The organism is Marinactinospora rubrisoli (assembly GCF_042664915.1).
In the GTDB taxonomy this organism is placed as follows: domain Bacteria; phylum Actinomycetota; class Actinomycetes; order Streptosporangiales; family Streptosporangiaceae; genus Marinitenerispora; species Marinitenerispora rubrisoli.
This window is the reverse complement of the sequence record NZ_JBHTBH010000007.1, coordinates 62,910-86,410: the sequence shown is the minus strand read 5'-3', so window position 1 is coordinate 86,410 and position 23,501 is coordinate 62,910. Positions and strand designations below refer to the sequence as shown.

Sequence of the window (23,501 nt, the reverse complement as noted above, 5' to 3'; positions counted from 1 at the left end):
GAGTCGACGACCAATGACCACCGAACACGAGCAGGTACCGGCGTTTCCCAAGATCACCGCGGTCACGCACGCCGACGGCACCGGCGAGGTCTCCGTCAACGGCCGGATCCAGCGCGTCACGGCGGCCTCCACCGGGGAGGCCCGGACGGAGATCATCCGCCGCATCGCGGAGACCGCCCGGAAGCTCGGCCGCCCGGTGAAGGTCGCCACGAGCGGTGTGGACGGCGACTGGCCGCTCATCGTCTACCCGGACGGGCACGTCGAGCAGGACACGTCGGCGCCGCCGCCCAAGAAGAGCCCCAAGAAGGGCCGGCCCGCGCGCGGCGCGGACCGGCCGGACGGCGCCGCGGCCGTTCCGACTCCGCCGTCCGGCACCGTGCCGGAGTCCGCGGCGCGCCCGCCGCTCTCGCCTCCCGCGCCTCCGCCACCGCCGTTCGCCGAGCCCGCGGAGCCCGGACCGGTGCTGCCGCCGTGGCCGCCACGTGCGGACACGGGACCGCGGCTCGCCCCCGTCGTGCCGCTGCCGCAGCGCCCCGGCCCGTCCGGGGCCGAAGCCGACGACCCGGCCGCGCGGTCCGCGCGCCTCTGGGAGGAGGCGATCGCCGAGCACAACCGGCGGCGGGGCTTCCCGGCCGACGGCTCCGCCGGTGTCGGGCCGTCCGGGGACGTCGAGCTCCACGGTTCCCCGCACGGACTGTCCGACCAGCTCGCCCGCAGGCGCGAGGCCGATGACCGCGGAACCGGCGGCTGACCCACCACGACGAGCGGAACGGGGAGGTGCGCGCGTGACGAGACAACGGACGTCGCCACGACGGCCGCCCCGCCCGGTTTTCGATCCCGGCCTGCCGCCCCGGATCCGCCGCCGCCTGGAGCGGAACCGGGCCGGGCTGTTCCCCCGCTCCCGGGCGCCCCGACGGCGGGGCCGCGGGTCGCGGTGGTGGCGGTGGAGCGCCGCGGCGGCCGTACTGGCCGTCTTCTGGACGGCCGGCCATCTCGCCGGCCAGGCGCCGGAGTTCGCCGTCCTGGCCACCCGGGTGCTCAGCACGCTCGGGCTGTCCGCGCTGGTGCTGTGGGGGTTCCGCGCACGGGGGGCGGTGGGCGGGGTCCTCGCCCTGCTGCTGGCATGGGGGCCGTTCTTCCTGGTGTGGGCGGCCGATGACGATGTGGCGCTGCTCAGCGCCACCGCGTTCTTCTGGTCCGCCGGCCCGCTCGGAGCGCTCGCCCTGCTCGTCAGGGGCGCCCGGAGCCTCGGTGAGCGCCACTTCGGCCACTACCTGCTGCCAGAGGACTTCCAGGCCGAGGAGTCCGCGTTGCTCGCCCGGCTCCAGGCGGCGATCGACACGGTGCGCCGGGCCCGTGAAGTGCTCGGCGACGCGCTGGGCGCGGGCTACGACGAGGCGTGGATCCGCGGCCAGGAGTGGTCCATGGCGTCCGCGCTCGCCCGGTGCGGCGACCTGCAGCGCAGCGTCGAGGAGCGCCGACGCGCGGCGGTGTCGGAGCGGGTGCTCGCTTCCCTGCGGCCACAGCAGGAGGCGCTGGACGCGGTGCGGAGCGCCGTCGCCGCCCGGGTGGCGCGGTTCGAGGACTACGCGGCGCTGGCGTCCGCCGCCGTGACGGCCCACCACGAACTGCGCCAGTGCGAGGAGAACGAACGCCGCCACGACGACTACCTCCGCCTTCTCACCACCGCCGCGTCGGAGAGCGCGGCTGGAGCCGACGACGCCCAGCGGGTGCAGGGGGAGGCCGAGGCGCTGCGCGAGTCCCTGAGCGAACGGGTCAGAGAGGTGTCCGAGGCCGGACGGTGGCTGTCGGAGGCGGCGGCCATCTCGGTACCGGATCCGGACCGGCGGGCCTGACGCCGCCCCGCTCGGCGGGCACGAGGCCGCGCTGAGCCGCGGCGTGTCGCCGCTCCCCGGCCGGAATCACCGGGCGGCCGGGCGCTCACGGGTCACGGCGCACCGGAGTCCGGGCCCGGGCGCCCCCCGCTCCGGCGACGGGTCAGCGGGCCGGCCCTTCCGTGGCGGAGGCGGCGCCTCCGGCGTCCATCCGCCACAGCGCCTCCGCCATGCGGACGGCTGCGGCGACCGGGTCGACCACGGGGCGGTCGATGGTGGCCGCGACCTCGTGGGCGAGGCCCGTCATCGCCGCGCAGCCCAACACGATCACCTCGCCGGGCGCGCCGTCGGCGGCGGACGCGACGGCCTCGACCGCACGCGCCCGGACGGCCGCGCCGCCGACGAGGCCGGGGACACCCGGTCCGGCCGCGCGGACCGTACGGCAGCGGCCGTCCAGCCGCAGCTCGCGCAGCCGTTCCTCGACGATGGGCACGGCGGCCTGCGTGGAGGTGACGACCGCGTACTCCCGGCCGAGCAGCATCGCCGCGACGGGTCCGCACTCGGTGATGTCGAGCACCGGGACGCCCACCAGTTCACGGGCCGCCTCCTGCCCGGGTTCGCCGAACCCGGCGAGCACGATGGCGTCGGCGCCCCCGCCGAGCCGCTCGATCGTGTCGAGCACGCCGGCGGCGCTCAGCAGCACCTCTCGGCGGCCGGACAGCTCCACCGGTCCGGACCGAGGGCTGACAGCGGTGACCTCCGTTCCGGGGTCGGCGGTCCGGCCGGCCTGCGCCGCCAGCAGGTCGGTGCAGGCGGTGATGCGGTTGGGGTTCACGAGCAGGATGCGCATCGGCTTCTCCTTGGTGCGGAGGTGTCACCGCTCAGGGGGTACGTCCGGCTGTGCGCCGCCGAGCTCCGGCGGCACCGGGATGGCCGCCCTGGGCAGCGGCCCGGCGGCTTCCCGGGGGCTGCGCAGGTAGTACACGGTCCCGGCCAGGACCAGGCCGAACACCCAGGAGAACGGGGCGACGGCGGCGAACATCGGCACCAGGGCGAGCACTCCGGAGACCAGCGCGGCGGGCAGGAACGCCTGGAGCGCGACCGGGTTGACGCCGTGGCGGTAGTGGTAGGCACCACCGGGGTCGGTCCGGTACAGCGACGCGAGGTCGATCCGGCCGCGGCGCACCAGGTGGTAGTCGACCAGCAGGATCGCGACCAGCGGGGCGAGGAACGCGGCCAGTCCGCCCAGGAAGTAGTTGATGACGGCCGGGTTGGCGTACAGGTGCCAGGGCAGCACGACCACGGCGAGTACGGCGCTGATCACCCCGCCGCGCCGGAAGTTCAGGTACCTGGGCGCGACGTTGGCGAGGTCGTAGGCCGGGGAGACGAAGTTGGCGACCACGTTGATGCCCACGGTCGACACCACGAAGGTGACGGCGCCCACGACCGTGACCCAAGGGTTGTCGATCCGCGCGACGATCTCCACCGGTTCGGTGATCGTCTCGCCGAACACCGCGACGGTGCCTGCGGTGGTGAGCACGGAGACCAGCGCGAAAGCGGTGAAGTTCACCGGAAGGCCGAGCAGGTTGCCTCGCCGGTACGAGCGGTGCGAGTCGGTGAAGCGCGAGAAGTCGGCGTAGTTGAGGATGAGCGTCAGGAAGGTGGCGACCGTCAGGCCGACCGCCGCGAGGCCGTGCCGCCACTGCTCGCCGATGGTGAGGTCGGTGGCGCCGGAGGTGAGCGGGATGTCGAAGTCGGCCCGCACGATCAGCCAGCCGGCCAGGAACAGCATCACCGCCCAGACGACCGGGCCGGTCACCCAGTCCTGGACCCGGCGGATGGCCTCCATGCCCCGGGTGAGCAGGACGAGCTGCAGCGCCCACATGAACAGGAAGGCGGCCCAGCCGAGCGTGGACAGGCCGAGGAGGTCGTTCTCGGTGTAGGCGGCCGTGGCCGGGACCAGTTGCACGGTGAGCACGACCAGCGCCACGGACGCCAGCCATGTCTGGATGCCGTACCAGGCGATGGCGATGATCGCCCGGATCAGCGCGGGGATGTTGGCGCCGTAGACGCCGAAGCTGACTCGCGCCAGGACCGGGAAGGGGACGCCGGTGCGGTGTCCCGCGTGGCCCATGAGGTTCATGCCGAGGTGCACGATCGTGATGCCGACGAGCAGCGCGAGGAACACCTGCCAGGCGGCCAGACCGAGCACGAACAGCCCGGCCGCGAAGGTGTAGTTGCTGATGGCGTGGGTGTCGGCCATCCAGAGTGCGAAGACGCTGTAGGTGCCCCAAGTGCGCTCGCGGGCGGGGGTGAGGTCCTCGTTGGACAGGCGTGGGGACACCTCGGGCGCGGGGGTCGGCAGGGGTGGGACGGCGGAGCGAGGGGGGTCCGGAGCGGCCATGGGCGTCCTTCCTCGGGCTGCTCGTTCCTGCGTGCGGGAGAGGTCCCGGGAGTTGGGAGCGGGAGCGGACGACCGTGAAGCTATTACTGAACACCCGGCCGGTGGTTTCCGGGAAGTAACCATCTGGTGAGCCCACCATTTCCGCTGGTCACCACCGACGCACGACGGTCCGGCTCATATACTTGGCGCGCCATGGCGAACTCCCTGCCCCCGCTCCCCGCCGCGAACGGCGACTTCGACGCCGCGGACCTGGGGGCGCGCATCCGCGCGCTGCGCGTGGCGCGCGGGATCTCACTCCGCGCGCTCGCGGGCGCGCTCGGCATCAGCCCCAGCGCCATGTCCCAGATCGAACGCGGCCTGATGCGGCCGTCGGTGTCCCGCCTGTTCCAGATCACGGCCGAGCTGGGGGTACCCCTCGCCGACGCTTTCGGCGGCGCCGCGCCCGGCACCGCGCCCGCCCCGTCGGCCGGCGGCAGCGTGCCTCCCGGCGCGGGCGCGTCGCGCATCGACGGCGTCCTGGTGTCCCGAGGCACGAACGTCCCCGAGCTGCCGCTGGGGGATGGCGTCCGCTACCGCCGGCTGAGCCCGGCCCCCATCCCCGGCCTGGAGGTCTTCGAGTCGACCTACCCCCCGGGCGCGGGCTCGACCCGCGATGGCGAGTACCTCACCCACGCGGGCCTGGAGACCGGCAGCGTCATCACGGGCACCCTGACCATCGAGTTCCCCCACGAACGGCACACCCTCGGCCCGGGCGACTCCATCGCCTTCCCGTCGACCACCCCGCACCGCATCGCCAACCACGGAGAGGTGCCCGCCGTCGCCATCTGGACGAACCTGCACGACTAGCGAGCCCGCCGGCCACGCCGTCCGAGGTCCGCGCTCCGGCCTCCCGGTGTCTCGGGTGGCGCTCGCGCGCCGTTCGGAATTCGCCCACCGGCTGGGCCGTCATCGTCCCGCTCGCTCTTTCAGCGCTCGGTGCGCGCGTTCAGGCGGTTCGCCACACGCTTCCGGTCCGCGGGGCCGCCTTCGTGGCGTCCTTGGAGTCCCTTGTCCTGTCCCCCACGGCCGCCCTGGCCCGGCCGGGCGGGCTCGGTACCGTACCAGCGTCCAGCCGCGCGAACCGGCCCGTCGCCGGGGGTGCTGATGTGATGGGGGCTGAGGCCGTATGCCGCTGACGGTCAGCTCCCGGACATCCGCTGGGACGTGTACTGGCGGGAGCGCGGTCAGCGGTCTACGGAACCGTCCATGACGACGGAGACGCGGCCGGCCGGCGGCACTCGGCGTTCCGGTTCCGGCCGCCTGACCTGGCGGGACCACGCGACGGTGCCGCCCGCGCCGCACCTCCGCACCGCACGGCCACCGGCCGGGGTGCCTACCTGCCCCGGCCGGTGGCCTGTCACGCTCGGGGCGCTCAGGCCCGGGCCGTGTGGACGGTGATCGCGGTGAGGTAGAAGGCGTCCGGGCGGGTGAGGATGCCGGTGGCGGAGTCGCGGTCGAGCAGGCGGTCCAGCGTGGCCAGGTCCTCCTCGTCCAGCCGGTCGCCGCCGTTGTGCCGGGTGCGGGAGAGCTGGGTGTGCAGGTACTCGCGGGCCGGTGCCGGCAGGGGGGCGGGCAGGTCCACGAGGAAGGAGCGGGAGCCGGCCGGGACGAGGCCGGTGGCGGCGAGCATGGCGGGCCAGTCCTCGATGACCGGGGTGCTGTCGGGCAGTTCGGCGCGCATGGCGGTGAACCAGTCCTCGACGGCGGCGTCCAGCCGGGCCTGCAGGCCGGGACGGCCCAGGCCGATGTCGCGGGGCAGGAAGCGCGCCGGGAGGCCGCGTTCGGCCACCGCGAGCAGCCCGCCGGGCCGCAGTGACCGGGCGAGTTCGTTCAGCGCCGCCTGCTGGTCGCCGACATGGTGCACGGTCAGGCTGCTCCAGACGAGGTCCGCCACGCCCAGCTCGCCGAAGTCGCCCGGCAGGTCGGCGGGCAGGGTGTGCACGCGGCCGGCGAGCCCGAGCCGCCCGGCGCGGTCCCGGGTGCGTTCCAGCAGGGCCGGTGTGCCGTCGACGGCGACCGTCTCGGCCGTCTCGAACCGTTCGGCGAGCAGGCAGGTCGCCACGCCCGGTCCGCTGCCCACGTCGAGGATCCGCCGTACCGGCGTTCCCTCCATTAGGCCGGCCAGCCAGCCGGCCGCCTGTCGCAGGGCGGGAAGGTGGAGTTCGGCCCCGTTTTCGAGATGGTCCGCGAGCGCGGCCCAATCGGGGTGCTCTCCGTGGCCGTGCGCGTGCTCGTGGGCATGCGCGTGGCCGTGCGCGTGCTCGTGGGAATGTGCGGTCATGGTCGCGTGCTCCGTACGTGGTCGTTCCCGCGGTACGCCACCCCGCGAGGGGTGGACGTCCATTGCCACGCACCCTGCCGGGACGTCGCGGTACCGGCAACATTTGTTGCCGTTCCCGGGACGGACCGGGTGGAATGGCGGCATGGGAAACGGAACGGAGATCGCTGACGTCCTCGCCGGGGTGGGGCCGCGCCTGCGCCGGCTCCGCCTGCAACGGAGTGTCACGCTGACGGCGCTGGCCGAGACCACGGGCATCTCCAAGAGCACGCTCTCCCGCTTGGAGTCCGGCCAGCGCCGTCCCAGTCTGGAACTGCTGCTGCCCATCGCCCAGGCGCACCAGGTGCCGTTGGACGAACTGGTCGGTGCGCCCGAAGTCGGCAACCCGCGGGTCCGGCTCGCCCCGATCCGGCGGGCGGACACGACGGTCGTGCCGCTGACCCGGGCGCCCGGTCCGCTGCAGGCGTACAAGATGATCATCCCCACCAGCCGCCGGGAGCCGGAGCCGCGCACCCACGAAGGTTACGAGTGGTTCTACGTGCTCTCCGGGCGCCTGCGGCTGCTGCTCGCCGAGCACGACGTGGTCCTCGGGCCGGGGGAGGCCGCCGAGTTCGACACCCGGCTGCCGCACTGGTTCGGCTGCGCCGGTGACGAGCCGGTGGAGCTGCTCACCCTGTTCGGCCGGCAGGGCGAGCGCATGCACGTCCGCGCCCGGCCGCGGGCGCGGAAGGACCGCGGCGACTGACCGGCGGACGTCCCGGCGTCAACCGGGCACGATGTCGCCGAACCGCTCGCCCGCCGCGAGCCGGCCGGTCAAGTCCCGGACGGCGTCATGGCCGCCGTTCGCCTCGACCCACCTGTGCACCCGGCACGCGGCCGCCGCGTAGACCCCGGGGTCGGCGTCGGCCGCGGTCAGCCACTCTTGCAGGGTCTCGGGCAGCGGGCCCGTGGTCTCGGTCAGGCAGCGGTCGGCGGTGCCGGCGGGCCGCAGATAGCGCGGGTCCTCGGAGACCAGCACGGCGACCCCTTCGTCGAACCACTGCGGCACCTCCCCGGCGCGGCCCAGCCGGGCGGCGAGTTCGACGTGGGTCAGCTCGTGCGCCGCGATCTCCGGGGTGGTGCCGCGCGGCGACAGCAGCACGGCGCGGTTGAGGACCGCGATCCCGCGCGAGCCCCCGCCGCCGATCCGCTGGTAGCAGTCCTCGGTGGCGCAGACCAGCACCCGCGGCGAGGCGGCGAATCCGCCGAAGGCGTCGGCGACCCCGCTGCCGTCCCTCCGCGACGGCGGCCACCGCCCTGTTCCGCCGGTCGGCCGGCATCCCGGATTCGACGTACAGGCCCGGCCGCACCGTCTCCATCCCGAAGCACTGGGGGCAGGCGATGGCGGCGACCGACGGGTAGGCCACCACGAGGGCGGTGACCGCGGCGATCGCCAGTGCGCCGAGCACGGTGGCGACGCGCAGCGGCCACCGCCGTCCGGCCCGCGATCGATCGCGCATTCCGCTCCTCCTCGCCGCCCGGCCGTCCGGGGCCACCGTGCGGTGACCCCGGACGCCGACGCCGCCGAAGCGTACCGGAGCCCCGCACCGGCGGGCGCTCTCGGGCCCGCCCGGGGCCGCGGTCAGTCCGCCGCGTTCGCGCGGGTGATGTAGTCGATCATCTCCTGGCTGGGGCCACAGTGCTCATCGCGGATCCGCTCGCTGTTCTCGGCGTACATCGCGAACAGCGAGGCCCGCAGGCCCTCGTCGCCGCCGTGGAACGCCTCCACGAGCTCCATCCACCGGCGGGCGAGAGCGCGCACCCGCGGGTCGGCCGGGTCGGTGCCGGCGGTCATCTCCGCCTGCACCCGCGCGATGAGCTCCGGCCATTCCGCCTCCACGGCGGCGATGGCGTCCTCGCCGATCTTGCGCCGGCGGACCTCCAGCTGTGCGAGTTGCTCCTCGGAGAAGTAGTTGCTGATGACGTCCTGCATACGGACCACCTCCTCGATCAGGTCAAGGAGTTCGCTGGGACGGGTGGTGCCCGTGGACGCGGTCGAGGCCACCAGCGTGGCGAGCCGCAGGTGCAGCGACCGCAACCGGGCCAACTGCCATTCGACCCGGGCGAGGTGCTCGGCCAGTTGTTCGGCGATGTCGGTCTCTCCGGCCAGCAGGGGGCCGATCGCGTCCAGCGGGAGCCCGAGCTCGCGCAGCGCCACCACCTGGTAGATCCGCCGCACGTCCGCCTCGTCGTAGACGCGGTGGCCGGCGGCCGTCCGCGCCGCGGGGCGCAGCAGCCCGATCTGCTCATAGTGGTGCAGCGTCCGTACCGTCAGCCCGGTGCGCCGGGCCAGCTCCCCGACCTTCCACACCGGACCGCCGTGCTCGTGCATCGCCCGTCCTCTCTCCCTGACGCCGCCACGGTCGTGGCGACGGGTCCGACGCTAGGACCTGACGTTACGTCAGGTGCAAGCCCACGTCCGCCCTGGTCAACGGGGATGGCGACGTGTCAATGTCACAGCCGTGTGCCAGAGTGGGCGGAAACGACTCCCCATGGAGGCCACCATGGCGTTTCTGCTGGTCATCGGGACAAGAAAGGGGCTCTTCACCGCCCGCAGCCGCGATCGGCTCGCGTGGGAGGTGAGCGGCCCGCACCGCCTCGACCCTGAGGATTACGCCAACACCGCGGGCGTGTACGCCATCGGTGTCGACCCGCGCACCCGCCGGATCCTGGCCGGTGCGGAGAGCTCGCACTTCGGCCCCAGCGTGTGGTTCAGCGACGACCTCGGCGGCACCTGGCACGAGCCCGCGCAGGCGCCGATCGCCTTCCCCACCGACGTCGACGCGGCGTTCACCCGGGTCTGGCAGTTCGCGTTCGGTGACGAGCCCGGCAGCGTGTACGCCGGCGTCGAGCCCACCGCGCTCTTCCACTCCGCCGACGGTGGTGAGAGCTTCACGCTGGTCCGCTCGCTGTGGGACCACCCGCACCGCACGAACTGGTTCCCCGGCGCCGGCGGCGCCGCCGTCCACACGGTGCTGCCTGGCCGGGTGCGCGCCGGGGTCACCGACCCCAAGGCCATGACGGTGGCCATGTCCACCGGTGGCGTGTACCAGAGCGAGGACGGCGGGGCGAGCTGGACGCCCGCCAACCGCGGAATCCGGGCCGTCTTCCTGCCCGACGAGTACCCCGACTACGGCCAGTGCGTGCACAAGGTGGCCGTGGCCGCCGACGGCGTCTTCTTCCTGCAGAACCACCACGGTGTCTACCGCAGCGCCGACCCCGCGACCGGCTGGACGTCGATCGCCGACGGGCTGCCCGCCGACTTCGGGTTCGCCATGGTGGCGCACCCGCACCTGCCGGACACGGTGCTGAACTTCCCGGTGGTCAGCCAGACCTGCCATCTGCCGCCGGACAACCTGCTGCGGGTGTTCCGCACCGACGACGGTGGCGGCACGTGGCGGTCGGCGAGCCGGGGGCTGCCCGCCGACCCGTACTACAGCATCGTGTTGCGCGACGCGGCCTGCACCGACGGCGCGGACGTTCCCGGCTTCTATTTCGGCACCCGCGCGGGCGACGTGTTCGCCACCACCGACGACAGCGCCGAGTGGCGGCAGGTCGCGGCGCACCTGCCCGACGTGCTCTGCGTGCGCGCGATCGAGGTGTAGCGCCGTGCACACCGGAGAGGTCACGGTCATCCTGCCGGGCGCGCTGCGGGCGGAGAGCGACGGAGCGTCCCGGGTCACGCTCGCGGTCGACCCCGGCGGCGTGCCGCTGCGCCGCGTGCTGGACGGCCTGGCGGAGCGCTACCCGCGCCTGGACCGGCGGCTGCGCGACGAGCAGGGCCGGCTGCGCCGCTACGTCAACGTCTACGTGGACTCAGAGGACTGCCGCTCCGTGGCCGGGCTGGACACCCCGGTCGCCGCCGGCGCCGAGGTCCGGGTGCTGCCCTCGGTGGCCGGCGGCTGACCGGGCCGCGGGTCCCGGACGGGCAAAAGTTCGTCCCGACGGCACTTTCGGCCGGCCGGCGGGGCCGAACCCGCGACCGACGACGTGACCGGCGGCGCCGACGGCCGATGTGCGCCGTGGCGGCCCGGCCGTAGCGTCGATCCGTGGCCGGGGAGCCGACCCGGCGAAACGGACGGACGAGTCGGACGGGGGCCAACCGCGATGAGCGTCGGTGACGGGGAGGCGGGCGGCCGGGCGGGCGGGGCCAGCGTCGTCGGGCCGGGGATCGCGGACCGAGTCGTGGTGTGGGCGGGGTTCCCGCTGCTCGGGGCCGGGCTCGGCTGGCTCGCCGCCGCCCTGGCGCCGTGGGCGGCGTCGCTGCGGTGGGTGCCGTTCCAGGGACCACTGGAGCTCGTGGCGTCCATCCCGAACCCGCAGGCCACGATCGGTGGACTGGTGCTCGGGGTCGTCGCGGGGGTGGTCGTGGCGTTCCTCGCCGAGCAGGACCGGATGGTGGTGACCGTCGACGACGAACAGGTCACCATCGCGCACGGGGAGTCGGTACGGACCGTGCACCGCTCCGCGATCACGGCCGTGTTCCTGGACGGCGGGCAGCTGGTGGTGCTCGGCCGCGCGACCGAGGAGCTGGCCCGCGAGGGCGGGGACCACGACGGCCGGCGGCTGGCGCGTACCCTTCTGGCGCACGGATACCCGTGGCGGGCGGACGGGGACCCGCACCGGGACGCCTACCGGCGCTGGGTTCCGGACGATCCCGACCTGACGGCGGGTGCGCACGCCCTGTTCCGGGCCCGGGCGCTGGCGGTGGAGAAGAAGGACCGGCAGGACACCGAGCAGCTGCGCGGCGAACTCGGCCGGCTGGGCCTGGTGGTCCGGGAGGAGGGCGGGCGCCAGTTCTGGCGCCGCACGGCGTGACCGGCCGGCGCCGACGGCCCGGTCCGGCTCCGCCGTGCCGTTCCATGGCCGTACCGGCCGCCCTGCCCTTCGAAGCGCGCGTTCCGGCACGCACGCCTCGAAGGGGGACGCCCGGCGTGCCGGTCAGTCCCGCGCGGTGAACTCCAGCGTGGCGGTGTCGCCGGAATGCTCGGCGTAGCGCACCGTGTAGCCGCGCAGTTCCGCGCTCTCGCCGGGGCGTACGGTGGCGTCGTCGGAGTCGTGCCCGGCGCCTGTTCGCGAGGTCACCCGCACGTCCGCCGCCGCGTCGTCGCGCAGCACGACGCGGTATTCGATGGTCGTCCGGCCCACCTCCCACAGTTCGCCCGATCCGCCGGTGCCGGTGACGGTGACCGTGCAGTCACGGTTCTGGCAGGAGGTCTGCGCCGTACCCGCTCCGCTCGTCGAAGTGGTCTGGCAGGACGCCGAAGCCGCCAGCACCAGGGCCGCGTTGACACCCCAGACCGCGAGGCCGCGCAGGACCATGAGTTCGTGCTCCTTCCGGACACCGGCGGGGCCGCCGCCTCGGGCCGGTCGCCGCCGGCCACGGATGGGACGCCGTCGACGGCCGGCCGGCTCCCGGGCCGGGCGTCAAACTTTCATGCCCCGAACCGGACACGGATTTTCCCTCGCCTGGGAGATCCTGAACGGGTGGACCTGCGCCGATGGGAATGCGGCGCCGGCGGACCGCGGATCCGTGCGGGGGAGGATGTCGATGAACAACACGTACATGGGCGGCTGGGGTGTCTTCACCGCGACGATGCTGCTCATCGTCGCCGCCTGCAACATCGTGCAGGGGATCGCGGCCGTGGTGATGCCCACCGCGTTCATCACGGGGTCCGGCCGGGTGCTGTTCCTCGGTTTCACCGGGTGGGGGGCACTGCTCGCGGCGTGGGGCCTGGTCATGCTGGCGACGGCGGGAGCGCTGGTGAGCGGGCTGACGTGGACCCGGGTCCTGGCGTGCGTGCTCGCCGGGGTGAACGTGGTGTTCCAGCTCGGATTCGTGGTGGCGGCCCCCACCTGGTCGCTCGTGGTCATGGCCCTGGACGTCCTCGTGATCTACGGCGTGACCGTCGGCTGGCCGCGGGAGGAGCTGGCGGCCTCCTACCGGGCCGGTCGTGCCGACGCGGCCACCGGGCGCGAGGCGGGCCGCGTCCCGGTCGGGGAGGAACCGCCCCGGCAGGCCGGTGGCACGGCGGCCGCATGGCGGGCGCCGGAAGGCGGACGGCCACGCTCGTAGGTGCCTGCGGTGTCCCCGGCGACCGGGCGGACTCCGCCTTCGAACCCACCCTGACCTGCCCAAATCCCCTCCATGCTCGGTAAACTTAACCGAATCGGACGTTCGCGGCGACGTTCCGCGGGCGATCCGCACTCCGCCACTACGCGAGGATGATGTCGAGGTGAACGGCACGACGGGCACCGCCGACGACTCCGCCGGATCGGGCGGAACGGCGGGGACCACACCGGCGTCCGCGGCCCCCGATCCCGCCGGCGCCGCGTTCCGTCATGCGCCGCTCCCCATGTTCGTCGCCGACCGTGCCGGACGCCTCCTGCTGACCAACCGGGCGTTCACCACCACCACCGGCCACCGCCTCGACACGGTCCTCGACCGCCCGTGGCCGGAACTGCTCGCCGCCACCGACGCCCCGGAGGGGTGGGCGCTGCACCGCGAGGCCCTGGAGCAGCCGCCCCTCGCTCTGCCACAGACGCTCACCCTGGTGGGACCGGACGGCGACCCGCACCGGTTCGCCTTCGACCCCCGGCCGCTCCGCGGTCCCTGCTGCCCGGCCGAGGAGCCGACCGACGGGCTCGTGGTCCTCTGCCACCGGCTCTCCCCCGAACTGGACCTGCTGCGCACCGTGAACGAGTTGCACGCCCGCAGCGCCGACGCCGCGCTGTGGACGCTCGATCTCATCAACGGCGAGGTGACCGAGCTCTACGGGCCCTCGGAGATGGGGCAGCTGCTGGCGAACGAAGTGCACACCCTGGAGGAGTTCCTCGCACACGTGCACCGCGACGACATCACCCGCATCCGGGACGGGATCGAGGCGTGCTACGAGGGCCGCGACTTCGAACAGTACTTCCGGATGTTCGGCAACGACGGCACGGAGCGCTGGCTGCACGCCCGCGCCCGCTACGTCGAGGAGTCGCACCCCCAGCTGGTCGGGGTCGTCACCGACGTGACCGGCCACGCGGTACTCGCCCGCCAGGTGGCGGATCGCCGCCGGATCGAGACCGCGCAGAGCCGACGCGTCACCGAGCTCGCCGCGGAGATGGTGTCGGCGGCGACCGTGAACGAGGTCGCGGCGCTGCTCACCGAGCAGTTCATGACGATCTTCGGCGGGCACACGGCGAGCGTGCTGCTCATCGAGGAGGGCGTGTTCCGGCTGCGGCCGCCGCCCACCACCCCGGTCGGCGCGGCACCGCTCGTGGACGGCCGCTCGGCCGACGACGCCCGACTGCCGGTCGGCGCCGTCGCGCAGGACCGGCAGCCGCGGTTCTTCAGCGACAGGGCCGAGGTCCTGGAGCGCTTTCCGGCCGTGGAGGAGCTGGTCCGGTCCAGCATGAGCCAGTCGTGGGCGTTCGTGCCGATCCTGGGCGACCGGAGGCGAGTGCTCGGGGTGTGGACGGTGAGCTGGGCGCAGCCGCGCCGCGCCACGCCGGACGAGCGCGCGCTACTGCTCACCCTCGCGGGCATGGCCGGCCAGGCGCTCCAGCGCGCGAGCCGCCAGCAGAGCGATCTGGAACTGGCCGACGCCATCCAGCGGCGCATGCTGCCGCCGCAACTGCCGCGGATCCCGGAGCTGGACGTCGCCACGAGCTACCTGCCGGCGCGGGCCGACTGGCGGGTGTGCGGCGACTTCTACGACGTCACCCGGCTACCCGGCCGCCGGGTCGGCCTGCTCGTGGGCGACGTCCAGGGGCACGGGGTCGAGGCGGCGGCCGCCATGGGGCAGATCCGGGTGGCGTTCCGCGCGTACGCGGCGAGCGAGCGTCACCCCGGCCGGGTACTGGCGGCCACCAACCGGCTGCTGACCGAGACCGGCGAGCTCATCTTCGCGACCTGCGGGTGCGTCGTCCTCAGCCTTGAGACCGGGGAGATGCGGGCCGCTTGGGCCGGGCTGCCACCGGCCATCGTCGCCACCACCGACGAGTACGACGTCTGGGAGCCGGTGACCGGCCCGCCGGTGGGGGTGGACGGCGACGCCGGGTATCCGGAGACCGTGCGCCGCCTCGTCCCCGGGGAGACGCTGCTGATGTGCACCGATGGCCTGGTGGAGAGCGTCGACATGCCGATCGACGAGGGGCTGGAACGGGCCGGCCTGTGCCTGCGCAAGACCGCGGGCGACGCCGAGGTGGCGGTCGCGTCCCTGGCCGAGCAGGCACCGGCCGGGCGGGGGGACGACATCGCGATCCTGGTGGCCCGGCTGCGGGCGGCGTGAGTTCCCGGCGGTTCCGGAGCCGGTGTCCGGATCTCGCGATGCGGACGGCTCCGTGGCAGGATCAGGACGTGACATTCAACGCACAACGGACCGCCGTGCTCGCCCTGCACTGGCAGGTCAACGTGATCAAGCCGGAGGGTTTCTTCGGCGCCATGCTGAGCGAGCCCGTCGCCCGCAGCGGGGTGGTGGAGCGGGCGATCCGCTTCCACACCACCGCGCGCGCCGCCGGAACGCCGATCGTCTTCACCCGGTTCACGATCCCCGAGGACGAGGGCCGGCTGGTGCGCAACACCGGATTCATGACGGCCGTCGCGGAGGCCCAGGAGTCCTTCCGCCCGGACGCGCCCGGCAGCCGGCTGATCCCCGAGATGTCCGTGCTGGACGCGCGTGACCGCGTGGTGGACAACCAGAAGCTGTCCGGCCTGGCCGGCAGCGACCTGCCGGACTGGCTGGCCGAACGCGGCATCGACACGCTGCTGATCACGGGCGTGGCGACCAACCTGACGGTCGAGCAGACCGCGCGGCACGGCACCGAACTCGGTTTCACCGTGCACGTGGTGCGCGACTGCGTCGCCGCCGCCGCGGACGGGGTGCACGAGGCGTCCCTCGCCAACCTCGACCTCGTGACGGCGGGCTGCCGGACGGCCGACGACGTGCTGGCCGTGCTCACCTCTCCCGGCCCGGAGTAGGGCGCGGCCGACCGGACGGAGCTCGGCGCCCGCGGGCCTTGGGACGGGTTCGGAAACCCGTCCCACCAGGACGGTCGGTGCCGAGTCGGCGGCAGCGAGGCGCGCCGCCCCGCACCCGCACGAAGCCGCCGATACCGGGGCGGTGGCGACCGGGACGACCCCGCACACCGGAGATCTCGTGCCGTTCCTGCCGGCCGGTGAGGGGCGGTCCCCCGGTGCCCGACCGGCGGTTCATGCCGGTTCCGGCGTTGGGCGCGCGGACGCGTTGCCCCGCCCTGGCCCACAGGGCGGGCCGCGGTGCGTCGTGCCGGGGGACGTGCTCGTGGGAGTCGTATCGCGGAGGTGGGCAGGACCGGGGCGTCCTCTCGTGCGCGGAGGTCGTGCCGGGAAGGGCCGGGTTCGCGGTGTGGCCGGGGTGCGAGCAGGGCGCGGCCGTCCGGATGGACGTGGATCCCGGCGCGAAGCGCGTCCAGGCCGATCGTCACAGGCCGCTCCTCGGCGTCCTTCGCCGTGCCCACGGACGGTCCGGCGAACACCGATCAGCGATCTGGTGTCCTGAGTCGTTAATTCGTTGGTGATGCGATGCCCGCATGGCACATCCCGGCCCCGCGAAACCACCATTGACGATCAGTGACAACGATTTCGCACACGCGAGCAGGTCGCACGACGACGGACATCGGCGCGGGTCATGGCGCGGTGCGCGCGAATCATCCCGCGCTGCTCCGATGGCGGATCCGATGCGCGGGCCGCCCGGGAACCGGGTTCTGGCCGCAGCCGCTGCACACATGGCGCGACCGCTATATCGGCGGCGGCCTGGACGCCCTCATGGATCGACGACTGGAATGAGGATGAGGATCCCGAGCCGTTCGTATGGGTGAAGACCGCCGAAGAGATCTTCGGGACCATCACCGCCGATCTTCATCGAATCAACGACTCAGCACACTAGCCCCGGGCCGGCCCACCGCCGTCCACGAGCGCGAACTGGTCCAGCGCCTCCTGGAGCGCCTCCGACGTCACCCCGAACGGCCCGGCGAACGGGTTGTCCAGCAACGGCGGCAGCAGCACCGTCGCCGCCACGAACAGCAGATTCACCCCGGCCCAGAACGCCGTGGCGCGGGAGTCGCGCGCGCCGGCCGCGAACGGCAGTACCGCGACCGCCAGCCCGGCGACGGCCGTTGCCGCCATCAGCACCACCGGGATGCTGCGGCCGGCCGCGTTGTCGCGGTCGACCCGCAGCCGGACCAGTTCGCCGGCCTGCCGCACCGCCGCCGACCGGGACGCCGCCGTCGCGGTGTCCCGCGCGCTGACGGCGGCCACCCTGGCGTGCAGCCGGTTCAGGTCCGCGGTGGCGGTCTCGCTCAGGTCACCGGCCGTGCGCATGGCGGGCCAGTCGCGCTCCACCGCGGTGCTCAGGTACTCGCGCAGGCCCGCCCGTACCGCCGAGCGGTCCGGCTCCGGCAGCGCGCCCGCGGTCCAGTACAGCTCGGTGGCGACCGCGGCCTCGTCCGCGATGGTGCCCCGCGCCGTGCTGTTGTTCTCCCAGCCGATGACGGCGCCCAGCGCGGCGGCGACCAGGTAGATGCCGAGCAGGGGCGGCGCGACCGTCCCGCTGATGGTCCGGCCGCTCTCCGCTCCGGTGATCCGGTATCGCCACCCGGCGAGGCAGCCCACTCCGACGAGCACCGCCGCGGCCGCGATGGCCAGGCTCCAGAACTCGATCATGTCCCTCCGCTGTGCACGCTGTCGACGACGGCGGGGACCGCACCGCGCCCGCCTGACACAGCGGCCGGGCGTCGGGGGTGGGGAGGCGACCGGGGATTTCCGCACGCAGCGTGCGGACACGAGTGCCCAGTGTAGTCACCCCGGAAAGGCGCGCGCCGGGCAACCTGCGGATCCACCGGGCGGCCTTGGAACCGATGCGCCGCTCCCGTCGTCGTACCGGCCATCGGCGCCGTCCCCACGGACACGCGCTCCGTCTTGCCGTCAACCGAGAGCCAAGGTCATGGGTTACATTCTTCACCTGCACAGCGTCAGCGTCGCCGAGATCGAGGAGCGGGTCGCGAACAGCGACCAGGCGTACCTCGGCAACTGCCGGCAGTGGGCGCGCCGCAACTTCAGTTCCCCCGACGAGCCCCTGCAGGGCGAGAACCGGTCGATCGCCGGGGCGCTGGAGGACATCATCGAGGGCCGCCCGAAGGACTCCGACTCCGGTGCCGCCTACGGTTACGCGTTCAAGGCACTGGTGAACAACACCGGGGGTGACCCGTTCGACTTCGGCCCGTTCCCCCGGCCGAGCAGCTACTTCTCGGCGCTCAGCGCCGAGCTGGCCGAGCTCGGCGTACCCAAGGAGCTGCTCCTCGAGAGCTTCCTGTACACCGGGGCGCCCGCGTTCGACCTTCCGTACCCGAGTTGGGGCTTTCCGGCCATCGGCTACCTGCCGAACGCCGACGTCGCCCGGATGGGCGAGCACTACCTGGCCGCCGCCGACCGGCTCGGTGACCCGGAGGACGCCCGGCTGGTGCGGCAATTCGCCGACTTCGCGGACTTCAACGCGTCCTGCGACGAGTTCGAGCGCAAGCACGGCAACGGAAAGCTCCGCGACCTGGTGGCGGTGTGCCACTGAGCACCGGACGCGCGCGGCTACTCAGCCGGCCTGAGTATCCGGACCCTGCCGCCGGCGCGGGGCGGCCCCGTAGTTTCGGTGCCCACGGGGGCCCGCGGGGACGACGGAGGCGCGGATGACCGAAGGGAACGGTGCGCCGGCGGCCGGACGGCCGCACGGCCGGCGCTCCTCCGCCGTCCTCGCGGCCATCGGCGCGGCGGTGGGGCTGGCCGTGGGCCTGCTGGTCGTCGGCATGGGGCTCGGCTGGATCGCGCTGCTGCTGGAGGCGGCTTACTCCGCCCTCGGTCACCTCAGCGGGCGGGACACCGTCATCGGCGTGCTGGTCTCCGTGGTGCTGCTGGCGGTGATCGCGGTGGTCACGTCGCGGGCACTGCGCGCCCTCGGCGTCCGGCACCCACTCGGGGCCACGGCGGGCATCCTCGGGGCGTCGTTGATCGGGCTGCTCACCGGCCGTCTCAGTCAATCCGGGCGGTGACCGGTGAATCCTCGGCGACCTGCGCGAGCGCGGTGACCACGACCGGTTCCCGGGCACCGCGTGTTCCGCCGCTGCGCGCCGGCCCGCCCGGATTGAGTGAGACACCAGGTGAGGTCGGGTGAGAACCGCACGGGTTGAATGAGACCGGACACTGACGTTCGTCGTCGTGTTCCACGCCGTCAGCGCGTACCTCTCACCGGCGCTCGCCTCCCAACCGCGTGCTTCCGAAGCCGATGCCGTGGCTTCGGCCGGGCTGACGGCGGTCGCCGTCCTCACCGGGACCTGTTGGGCCGGAGCCTGCTACTGCGCCGGGTGGATCTGTGGCGGACCTGGCCGGTCGCCGGAGCGGCCGTCGTCGCTTCGGTCCTCTCGCTCGGGCTGGTGTGGGTGCCTTGGCCGTCCCTGTGGGCGCTCGCGCTGATCCCGCTCGCCACGGCCCGGGCGACGATGGCCGTCACGCTGGCCGTCGCGCGGACATGGCCCCGGCCCATCCTCGGCGGCTCTCCGGGCGATCGGCATCGCGACCGTGCCCGGACGCGGACCCCGGTGCGGGCCGGGACCGACGGAGCGCGACATTCGTCAGGTGCCGTCGGCGTCGTCCCGGGGGCGTGCCGCCGCGGCCGCCACGGCCACCGCGGTGGCGACGAGCGCGACGAGCACCATGACGTGCGCGGTTCGCGGACCGCCGGTTCTGTCGTCGGCGCGTTCATGAGCCATGGGCGGCATGTCCGCCCGCGACGGGGCCGGGCGCGCGACCGCGGCTGCGATCCCGGCCGGTTCCGGAGATGGCGAGGGCGTGCCGCTCGGCGACGCGACCGCGGAGGGGCTGGCCTGCGGCGACGGCGAGGGCTCTGGGCGGACCGGCTGCTGCGGCCGCGCCGATCGGGTGGGCGCGTGCGGAGGGCCGGGCGCGGGCATTCCCGGCCGGGGCGGCGGCTGCTCGGCGGGCGGGACCGGAACGGGATGGGGAGCGACCGGTTCCGGGGGCTCGACGTCCGGAGGTACGGGAACGGGCGGACGCTGCGGCGGCTCGTGCGACCCGCCAGGACCATCGCCGCCGTGGCCGGCTGCCGGGGAGAGCCGACCTGCGTGCGGGGCAACGCGGTCACCGGGCGCGGGCGCCGGAGGCGGCCCTCCGGGACGCTCCGCGGCCTTCCCGGTGCCCGTGCCGCTCGTCGTTCCGGACGCCTCCGGAGCGGGCGCGGCGCCAAGGCAGCCGAGCACGGTCGCGGCGGTGCAGAGCACCAGCCCCGCCGCGCGGCGCGCGGCGGAAGCGCCGGCCGGCCGCTGCGGGTCGGCATCGTCCGGCGGGCGCCGCCGCGTCCACGGCGCCCGAGGCGAGCCGGTACCGCCCTGCCGTCCGTCGAACTGCCGCATTCCGCCCTCCCCGTCCGGTCGCCGGTGCTCCGCCGCACCGGTGCCGAGACCGCACGCCGGACCGACGACTCCATAATGCACCGGGACGGCTACTCAACGTGGCGATACGACGACATCCACCGCGCCTGCCGACTGCCAAGTCCCTGACGTCGCGGCGAATCCGATCCGGACTGATCCGGACGCCAGGTGGCCGGCCGCAGAGTCCCCATCGGTCCGGGCACCGGAACGGCGTCCACCCCCCAAGGTCCGCCGAACCGGTCCACTGCCGAGCGTTCCGGAGAGGTCCATCCGGAGTGCGACCGCCCATCATCGGCGGGCACCGCGTCGGCGTCCCCGCTCGGACCGCACAGTGCTGCCGTCCGGATGAGGAGCGTGCGACGCCGAGGACCGGCGATTCCTCCGGCCCGCCCCTGGCCGGCCGCCCGGGCGGCCGACTCGATGGCCGTCGCGACGGATCCGATGCCCGATGCGCCGATGCTCGGGTTCGCTGCCTTCGCCATCAGCGTGCACCTCGGTCCGGCGCTCGCCCCAGCGCCGCGCGGGACCCGGCGGGGGAGCGGCGGTCGCTCTGTGGCCGGCCGCGGTCACCACGCCCGTGGGGGTCTGGTGGGCCGGGCGGCCGACGGTCGCGCAGGGACGTTCTTGCCATGCGGACGCTCCGTTGGCGGCCGTCGGCGTACGGTTCGGGTCGCGGGCCCCGAGCAGGGCGCGGATCTCGGGCCGGCGACGCCGGTCACTCGTCGCTGGACGCAGCGACGGACGCTCGGCCGGCACCGCCGGTCCCGGACCTGATGGGGCACCGTACGCGCCGGCCGCGTGTCGTCGGACCGGATGTTCCTGGCCCGGCCCGCAACGCCGATACGGACAGCCGGTCGGCACCGCCCCCAGGGCCGAGCGGCCACCGATCGCCGGTCGCCCCGGTTCAGAGGGGAGGCGGCGCGTCGTCCAGCGGCGTGGTCCGCCCAGGTGACGGCGGCCTGCGGACGGCGCGGCGGCCTTCATGCCCTCCGCAGGCGGCGGATTACCGGCTGCCCCTCACCAGGCGATCGCGGGCGGCAGCCGGTCCACGGACGCCTCCGGCCACTCGGCCGGGCCGCCCAGCGGGACCAGCTGCACCATTTGGTCGCGGAACCAGGGCGACGCCTCCTCCGCGTTGCGCAACCGCACGCAGTCCGTCCAGTCCCACCACTCCGCCTCGGCCACCTCCTCCGGGTCCGGCGCGACCGAGCCGGTGGCCGCCGCGCGCACCACGGGGCACAGTTCGTACTCGACGACCCCGTTGGACATGGTGGCCCGGTAACCGAACTCCGGCAGGATCAGCGTCATCTCGCCGACGTGCAAACCCAGTTCCTGGCCCACCCGCCGCCGCACGGCCGCCCGCAGCGACTCGCCCGGAGCGGGGTGCCCGCAGCAGCTGTTGGTCAGCACGGACGGCCATGTCGGCTTGTGGTGTGCCCGCCGGGTCATGAGCACACGGCCGGCGTCGTCCACCAGGTAGCAGGAGAACGCCAGGTGCAGCGGCGTCTCCCGGTGGTGGCTCGCGCGCTTGGGCGCGACGCCGATCGCCTCCCCCTCCGGGCTGAGCAGCACGATCCGCTCGTCCTCGCTTTCGGCCGGGCTGTCTCCGGCCACCGCCGCACGCGCGGTTGATCCGATCCACGTCACTCTCGTCATGCCTCCCCTTCTGGTGTCTGCCGGCCCGCTCGCCGGGTCGGCGCCGCGTGGCGGCTGCCGCCGCGGCCCGTCGGCCGATGGGGGATCACGCCGCCCGCCGGCCGGTGTAGAAGTGGCGGACCGCGTCGCACACGCGTTCCACGTCGTCGTCGGCGAGGTCCGGGTAGAGCGGCAGCGCGAGAGCGGTGGCGCTGGCCGCCTCCGCGTTGGGGAACTCGCCGCGCCGGTGGCCGAGCCCGGCGAACCGCGGGTCCAGGTGCAGCGGGACCGGGCAGAAGACCTCGCTGCCGACGCCGGCCGCCGTGAGGCTGCGGATGAGCGCGTCGCGGTCCTCGACCTCGACGAGGTAGGCGTGGTGCACGGGAGAGCCGTGGCCGTCGCGCGGCACGGGGCCGGGCAGCCGCCGGATACCGGGGACCCCGCTCAGCCGCTCGGTGTAGCCGGCGGCGAGTTCGGCGCGTCGCGCGATGTCGGCCTCCAGCCGGGCGAGCTTGGCGAGCAGGACCGCCGCCTGCAGGTCGTCCATCCTGCTGTCGACCCGGATCGGAACGCCGAGGTCGGACAGGCCCGGAACGTGGTCCAGCGTCCGTCCCGCGCGCCCCTGGAGACGGAGGTCGGCGACCGTCTCGGCGACGCGCGGGTCCTCGGTGAGGACGGCGCCGGCGTCGCCGATCGCCCCGAGGGTGTTCGTAGGGAAGAAGGACAGCGCCCCGCCCAGGCCGAGCAGCCCGGCGTGCACGCCGTTCCACCGCATGCCGATCGCGCGGGCGCCGTCCTCCACCATTCGGAGGCCGTGCCGGCGGGCGACCGCGGCGATGCCGGCCATGTCGGCCATCTGGCAGCCGAGGTGGGCGGGCATGAGGAGCCGGGTGCGCGGGGTGACGGCGGCGTCGGCCGACTCCGGATCGAGCCCGTGGCCGGCCGGTTCGATGTCGGCGAACCGTGGGCGGCCGCGGGCCAGCCGTACGGCGGAGGCGGTCGCCGCGGGACCGAACGCCGGGACGATGACCTCCTCGCCCGGCCGCAGTCCGCCCGCGCGCAGCAGCAGGACCAGGGCGTCGGTCCCGGAGTTCACCCCGACGACGTGCCGCGCGCCCGTCCAGGCGCGCAGGGCCTCCTCCAGTTCGGCGACCTTGCTCCCGCGGGCGTACCTGCCACCGTTGATGACGTCGCGGCAGTGGGCGCGCACGGTCGGCCACACCTCGGCGAAGGTCGCCTCCTGGCTGAAGAAGGGCACCGGCCCCGGCTCTGCGGCGGGGGAGCGCGGCGCGGACGCGCGGCACGTTTCCGGCACGGCGGCACTCCTTGGTTCCGATCGAGTTCGCGGGCGGACACGTGGGCGACCGACGGGCGCGACGACGCAGCGTCTTCGCACCCCGTCGGCGGACGGCCGGCTGTTTTCCCGGACCGCGACGACGGTAGACCATTTCCGCGCCGCCCCGAAGGACAATCCAGAACTACTGACCTTTTGCAAATCAATGTCCGAAGAATGCATATCGCCGGTAATCGCGGCATCCACGCAGTTCGGACGGCTGCGGCCGGAGTTGCGATTCCGAGGCGAGAACACCGCCGGCTCATCTCATCCGGCGTTCACCGGCCGGTGCACCCCGCAAATCCGTTCGCCGATCCCAGCGGATCGCGTTCCGCCGGAACCTGCGTCCGCCCCGGCGCCGCCGTGGCTCAGCGGACCGCCACGATCTCACCTCCGGACGGCGCCCGGGACGCCACTGACCCCGTACCCACTGACCCCGTACCCGGGGACCGCCCGCCGCCGTCCGGCCGGGTCCGC

22 protein-coding genes are annotated in these 23,501 nt (G+C 74.2%); 12 read left to right on the top strand and 10 right to left on the bottom strand.

Going from position 1 to position 23,501, the window contains the following annotated elements:
• Nucleotides 1–13: 13 nt before the first annotated feature.
• The gene (locus tag ACFQRF_RS15700; RefSeq protein ID WP_379871841.1) at nucleotides 14–751 is read left to right on the top strand and encodes a hypothetical protein; all 738 of its coding nucleotides are present in this window, start codon (nucleotides 14–16) and stop codon (nucleotides 749–751) included.
• Between the two features lie 34 nt (nucleotides 752–785).
• The gene (locus ACFQRF_RS15695; RefSeq protein ID WP_379871840.1) at nucleotides 786–1,856 is read left to right on the top strand and encodes a hypothetical protein; all 1,071 of its coding nucleotides are present in this window, start codon (nucleotides 786–788) and stop codon (nucleotides 1,854–1,856) included.
• A 142-nt stretch (nucleotides 1,857–1,998) separates the two neighbouring features.
• On the opposite strand, the gene ACFQRF_RS15690 is transcribed toward ACFQRF_RS15695, so the two are convergent.
• Nucleotides 1,999–2,685 carry an aspartate/glutamate racemase family protein gene (locus tag ACFQRF_RS15690; RefSeq protein WP_379871839.1) on the bottom strand — a complete coding sequence of 229 codons (687 nt, stop codon included), beginning with the start codon at nucleotides 2,683–2,685 and terminating at the stop codon, nucleotides 1,999–2,001.
• Nucleotides 2,686–2,709: 24 nt separating this feature from the next.
• On the bottom strand, nucleotides 2,710–4,239 hold the full coding sequence (locus ACFQRF_RS15685) for an NCS1 family nucleobase:cation symporter-1 (protein WP_379871838.1): 1,530 nt from the start codon (nucleotides 4,237–4,239) through the stop codon (nucleotides 2,710–2,712).
• 192 nt (nucleotides 4,240–4,431) lie between these two features.
• Here ACFQRF_RS15685 and ACFQRF_RS15680 point away from each other — a divergent pair, with 192 nt between their 5' ends.
• On the top strand, nucleotides 4,432–5,085 hold the full coding sequence (locus tag ACFQRF_RS15680; protein ID WP_379871837.1) for a helix-turn-helix domain-containing protein: 654 nt from the start codon (nucleotides 4,432–4,434) through the stop codon (nucleotides 5,083–5,085).
• A gap of 565 nt (nucleotides 5,086–5,650) precedes the next feature.
• On the opposite strand, the gene ACFQRF_RS15675 is transcribed toward ACFQRF_RS15680, so the two are convergent.
• Nucleotides 5,651–6,559, bottom strand: coding sequence for a class I SAM-dependent methyltransferase (locus ACFQRF_RS15675; protein WP_379871836.1), 909 nt, complete (start codon nucleotides 6,557–6,559; stop codon nucleotides 5,651–5,653).
• Nucleotides 6,560–6,701: 142 nt separating this feature from the next.
• On the opposite strand from ACFQRF_RS15675, the gene ACFQRF_RS15670 reads away from it, so the two are divergent.
• Nucleotides 6,702–7,301 carry a helix-turn-helix domain-containing protein gene (locus ACFQRF_RS15670; RefSeq protein WP_379871835.1) on the top strand — a complete coding sequence of 200 codons (600 nt, stop codon included), beginning with the start codon at nucleotides 6,702–6,704 and terminating at the stop codon, nucleotides 7,299–7,301.
• Between the two features lie 18 nt (nucleotides 7,302–7,319).
• On the opposite strand, the gene ACFQRF_RS15665 is transcribed toward ACFQRF_RS15670, so the two are convergent.
• Together ACFQRF_RS15665 and ACFQRF_RS15660 are read right to left on the bottom strand one after the other, a co-directional pair.
• Nucleotides 7,320–7,778 carry a hypothetical protein gene (locus tag ACFQRF_RS15665; protein ID WP_379871834.1) on the bottom strand — a complete coding sequence of 153 codons (459 nt, stop codon included), beginning with the start codon at nucleotides 7,776–7,778 and terminating at the stop codon, nucleotides 7,320–7,322.
• Nucleotides 7,779–8,177: 399 nt separating this feature from the next.
• Nucleotides 8,178–8,927 (bottom strand): MerR family transcriptional regulator, encoded by a 750-nt coding sequence (locus ACFQRF_RS15660; protein WP_379871833.1) that lies wholly within the window; start codon nucleotides 8,925–8,927, stop codon nucleotides 8,178–8,180.
• Between the two features lie 172 nt (nucleotides 8,928–9,099).
• On the opposite strand from ACFQRF_RS15660, the gene ACFQRF_RS15655 reads away from it, so the two are divergent.
• The 3 genes from ACFQRF_RS15655 (at nucleotide 9,100) to ACFQRF_RS15645 (ending at nucleotide 11,413) form a co-directional block, all read left to right on the top strand.
• A complete protein-coding gene (locus ACFQRF_RS15655; protein WP_379871832.1) occupies nucleotides 9,100–10,200 on the top strand; it encodes a WD40/YVTN/BNR-like repeat-containing protein in 1,101 nt (366 codons plus the stop codon).
• Nucleotides 10,201–10,204: 4 nt separating this feature from the next.
• On the top strand, nucleotides 10,205–10,501 hold the full coding sequence (locus ACFQRF_RS15650; protein WP_379871831.1) for a MoaD/ThiS family protein: 297 nt from the start codon (nucleotides 10,205–10,207) through the stop codon (nucleotides 10,499–10,501).
• Nucleotides 10,502–10,702: 201 nt separating this feature from the next.
• Nucleotides 10,703–11,413, top strand: a complete 711-nt coding sequence (locus ACFQRF_RS15645; RefSeq protein WP_379871830.1) for a YqeB family protein — start codon at nucleotides 10,703–10,705, stop codon at nucleotides 11,411–11,413.
• A gap of 123 nt (nucleotides 11,414–11,536) precedes the next feature.
• Here the strand turns inward: ACFQRF_RS15645 and ACFQRF_RS15640 are convergent, their stop codons facing one another.
• A complete protein-coding gene (locus ACFQRF_RS15640) occupies nucleotides 11,537–11,917 on the bottom strand; it encodes a hypothetical protein (protein ID WP_379871829.1) in 381 nt (126 codons plus the stop codon).
• A 229-nt stretch (nucleotides 11,918–12,146) separates the two neighbouring features.
• On the opposite strand from ACFQRF_RS15640, the gene ACFQRF_RS15635 reads away from it, so the two are divergent.
• The 3 genes from ACFQRF_RS15635 to ACFQRF_RS15625 all read left to right on the top strand — a co-directional run bounded on the left by ACFQRF_RS15635 (nucleotide 12,147) and on the right by ACFQRF_RS15625 (nucleotide 15,563).
• On the top strand, nucleotides 12,147–12,671 hold the full coding sequence (locus ACFQRF_RS15635; RefSeq protein WP_379871828.1) for a DUF7144 family membrane protein: 525 nt from the start codon (nucleotides 12,147–12,149) through the stop codon (nucleotides 12,669–12,671).
• A gap of 160 nt (nucleotides 12,672–12,831) precedes the next feature.
• Complete coding sequence (locus ACFQRF_RS15630) at nucleotides 12,832–14,874, top strand: SpoIIE family protein phosphatase (protein ID WP_379871827.1); 2,043 nt, start codon at nucleotides 12,832–12,834, stop codon at nucleotides 14,872–14,874.
• 68 nt (nucleotides 14,875–14,942) lie between these two features.
• A complete protein-coding gene (locus ACFQRF_RS15625; protein ID WP_379871826.1) occupies nucleotides 14,943–15,563 on the top strand; it encodes a cysteine hydrolase family protein in 621 nt (206 codons plus the stop codon).
• Nucleotides 15,564–16,505: 942 nt separating this feature from the next.
• On the opposite strand, the gene ACFQRF_RS15620 is transcribed toward ACFQRF_RS15625, so the two are convergent.
• Nucleotides 16,506–17,285, bottom strand: a complete 780-nt coding sequence (locus ACFQRF_RS15620) for a bestrophin-like domain (protein ID WP_379871825.1) — start codon at nucleotides 17,283–17,285, stop codon at nucleotides 16,506–16,508.
• A gap of 280 nt (nucleotides 17,286–17,565) precedes the next feature.
• Here ACFQRF_RS15620 and ACFQRF_RS15615 point away from each other — a divergent pair, with 280 nt between their 5' ends.
• Nucleotides 17,566–18,186, top strand: a complete 621-nt coding sequence (locus ACFQRF_RS15615; RefSeq protein WP_379871824.1) for a DUF7691 family protein — start codon at nucleotides 17,566–17,568, stop codon at nucleotides 18,184–18,186.
• 115 nt (nucleotides 18,187–18,301) lie between these two features.
• Entirely contained in the window at nucleotides 18,302–18,661 is a 360-nt protein-coding gene (locus ACFQRF_RS15610) for a hypothetical protein (protein ID WP_379871823.1), read from the top strand.
• A gap of 579 nt (nucleotides 18,662–19,240) precedes the next feature.
• Here ACFQRF_RS15610 and ACFQRF_RS15605 read toward each other — a convergent pair.
• From ACFQRF_RS15605 to ACFQRF_RS15595, 3 genes are all read right to left on the bottom strand, one after another.
• Entirely contained in the window at nucleotides 19,241–19,378 is a 138-nt protein-coding gene (locus tag ACFQRF_RS15605) for a hypothetical protein (RefSeq protein ID WP_379871822.1), read from the bottom strand.
• Between the two features lie 1,695 nt (nucleotides 19,379–21,073).
• The gene (gene idi / locus ACFQRF_RS15600) at nucleotides 21,074–21,712 is read right to left on the bottom strand and encodes an isopentenyl-diphosphate Delta-isomerase (RefSeq protein WP_379871821.1); all 639 of its coding nucleotides are present in this window, start codon (nucleotides 21,710–21,712) and stop codon (nucleotides 21,074–21,076) included.
• A gap of 85 nt (nucleotides 21,713–21,797) precedes the next feature.
• Entirely contained in the window at nucleotides 21,798–23,006 is a 1,209-nt protein-coding gene (locus ACFQRF_RS15595; protein WP_379871820.1) for a DegT/DnrJ/EryC1/StrS family aminotransferase, read from the bottom strand.
• Nucleotides 23,007–23,501 lie beyond the last annotated feature (495 nt).

What these genes read in the sequence shown, in the direction of transcription:
- ACFQRF_RS15700 (WP_379871841.1), top strand. Translation starts at nt 14, where the DNA reads ATGACCACCGAACACGAGCAGGTACCGGCGTTTCCCAAGATCACCGCG.
- ACFQRF_RS15690 (WP_379871839.1), bottom strand. Translation starts at nt 2,685, where the DNA reads ATGCGCATCCTGCTCGTGAACCCCAACCGCATCACCGCCTGCACCGAC.
- ACFQRF_RS15685 (WP_379871838.1), bottom strand. Translation starts at nt 4,239, where the DNA reads ATGGCCGCTCCGGACCCCCCTCGCTCCGCCGTCCCACCCCTGCCGACC.
- ACFQRF_RS15680 (WP_379871837.1), top strand. Translation starts at nt 4,432, where the DNA reads ATGGCGAACTCCCTGCCCCCGCTCCCCGCCGCGAACGGCGACTTCGAC.
- ACFQRF_RS15675 (WP_379871836.1), bottom strand. Translation starts at nt 6,559, where the DNA reads ATGACCGCACATTCCCACGAGCACGCGCACGGCCACGCGCATGCCCAC.
- ACFQRF_RS15670 (WP_379871835.1), top strand. Translation starts at nt 6,702, where the DNA reads ATGGGAAACGGAACGGAGATCGCTGACGTCCTCGCCGGGGTGGGGCCG.
- ACFQRF_RS15660 (WP_379871833.1), bottom strand. Translation starts at nt 8,927, where the DNA reads ATGCACGAGCACGGCGGTCCGGTGTGGAAGGTCGGGGAGCTGGCCCGG.
- ACFQRF_RS15655 (WP_379871832.1), top strand. Translation starts at nt 9,100, where the DNA reads ATGGCGTTTCTGCTGGTCATCGGGACAAGAAAGGGGCTCTTCACCGCC.
- ACFQRF_RS15645 (WP_379871830.1), top strand. Translation starts at nt 10,703, where the DNA reads ATGAGCGTCGGTGACGGGGAGGCGGGCGGCCGGGCGGGCGGGGCCAGC.
- ACFQRF_RS15640 (WP_379871829.1), bottom strand. Translation starts at nt 11,917, where the DNA reads ATGGTCCTGCGCGGCCTCGCGGTCTGGGGTGTCAACGCGGCCCTGGTG.
- ACFQRF_RS15635 (WP_379871828.1), top strand. Translation starts at nt 12,147, where the DNA reads ATGAACAACACGTACATGGGCGGCTGGGGTGTCTTCACCGCGACGATG.
- ACFQRF_RS15620 (WP_379871825.1), bottom strand. Translation starts at nt 17,285, where the DNA reads ATGATCGAGTTCTGGAGCCTGGCCATCGCGGCCGCGGCGGTGCTCGTC.
- ACFQRF_RS15615 (WP_379871824.1), top strand. Translation starts at nt 17,566, where the DNA reads ATGGGTTACATTCTTCACCTGCACAGCGTCAGCGTCGCCGAGATCGAG.
- ACFQRF_RS15610 (WP_379871823.1), top strand. Translation starts at nt 18,302, where the DNA reads ATGACCGAAGGGAACGGTGCGCCGGCGGCCGGACGGCCGCACGGCCGG.
- ACFQRF_RS15605 (WP_379871822.1), bottom strand. Translation starts at nt 19,378, where the DNA reads ATGGCTCATGAACGCGCCGACGACAGAACCGGCGGTCCGCGAACCGCG.
- idi (WP_379871821.1), bottom strand. Translation starts at nt 21,712, where the DNA reads ATGACGAGAGTGACGTGGATCGGATCAACCGCGCGTGCGGCGGTGGCC.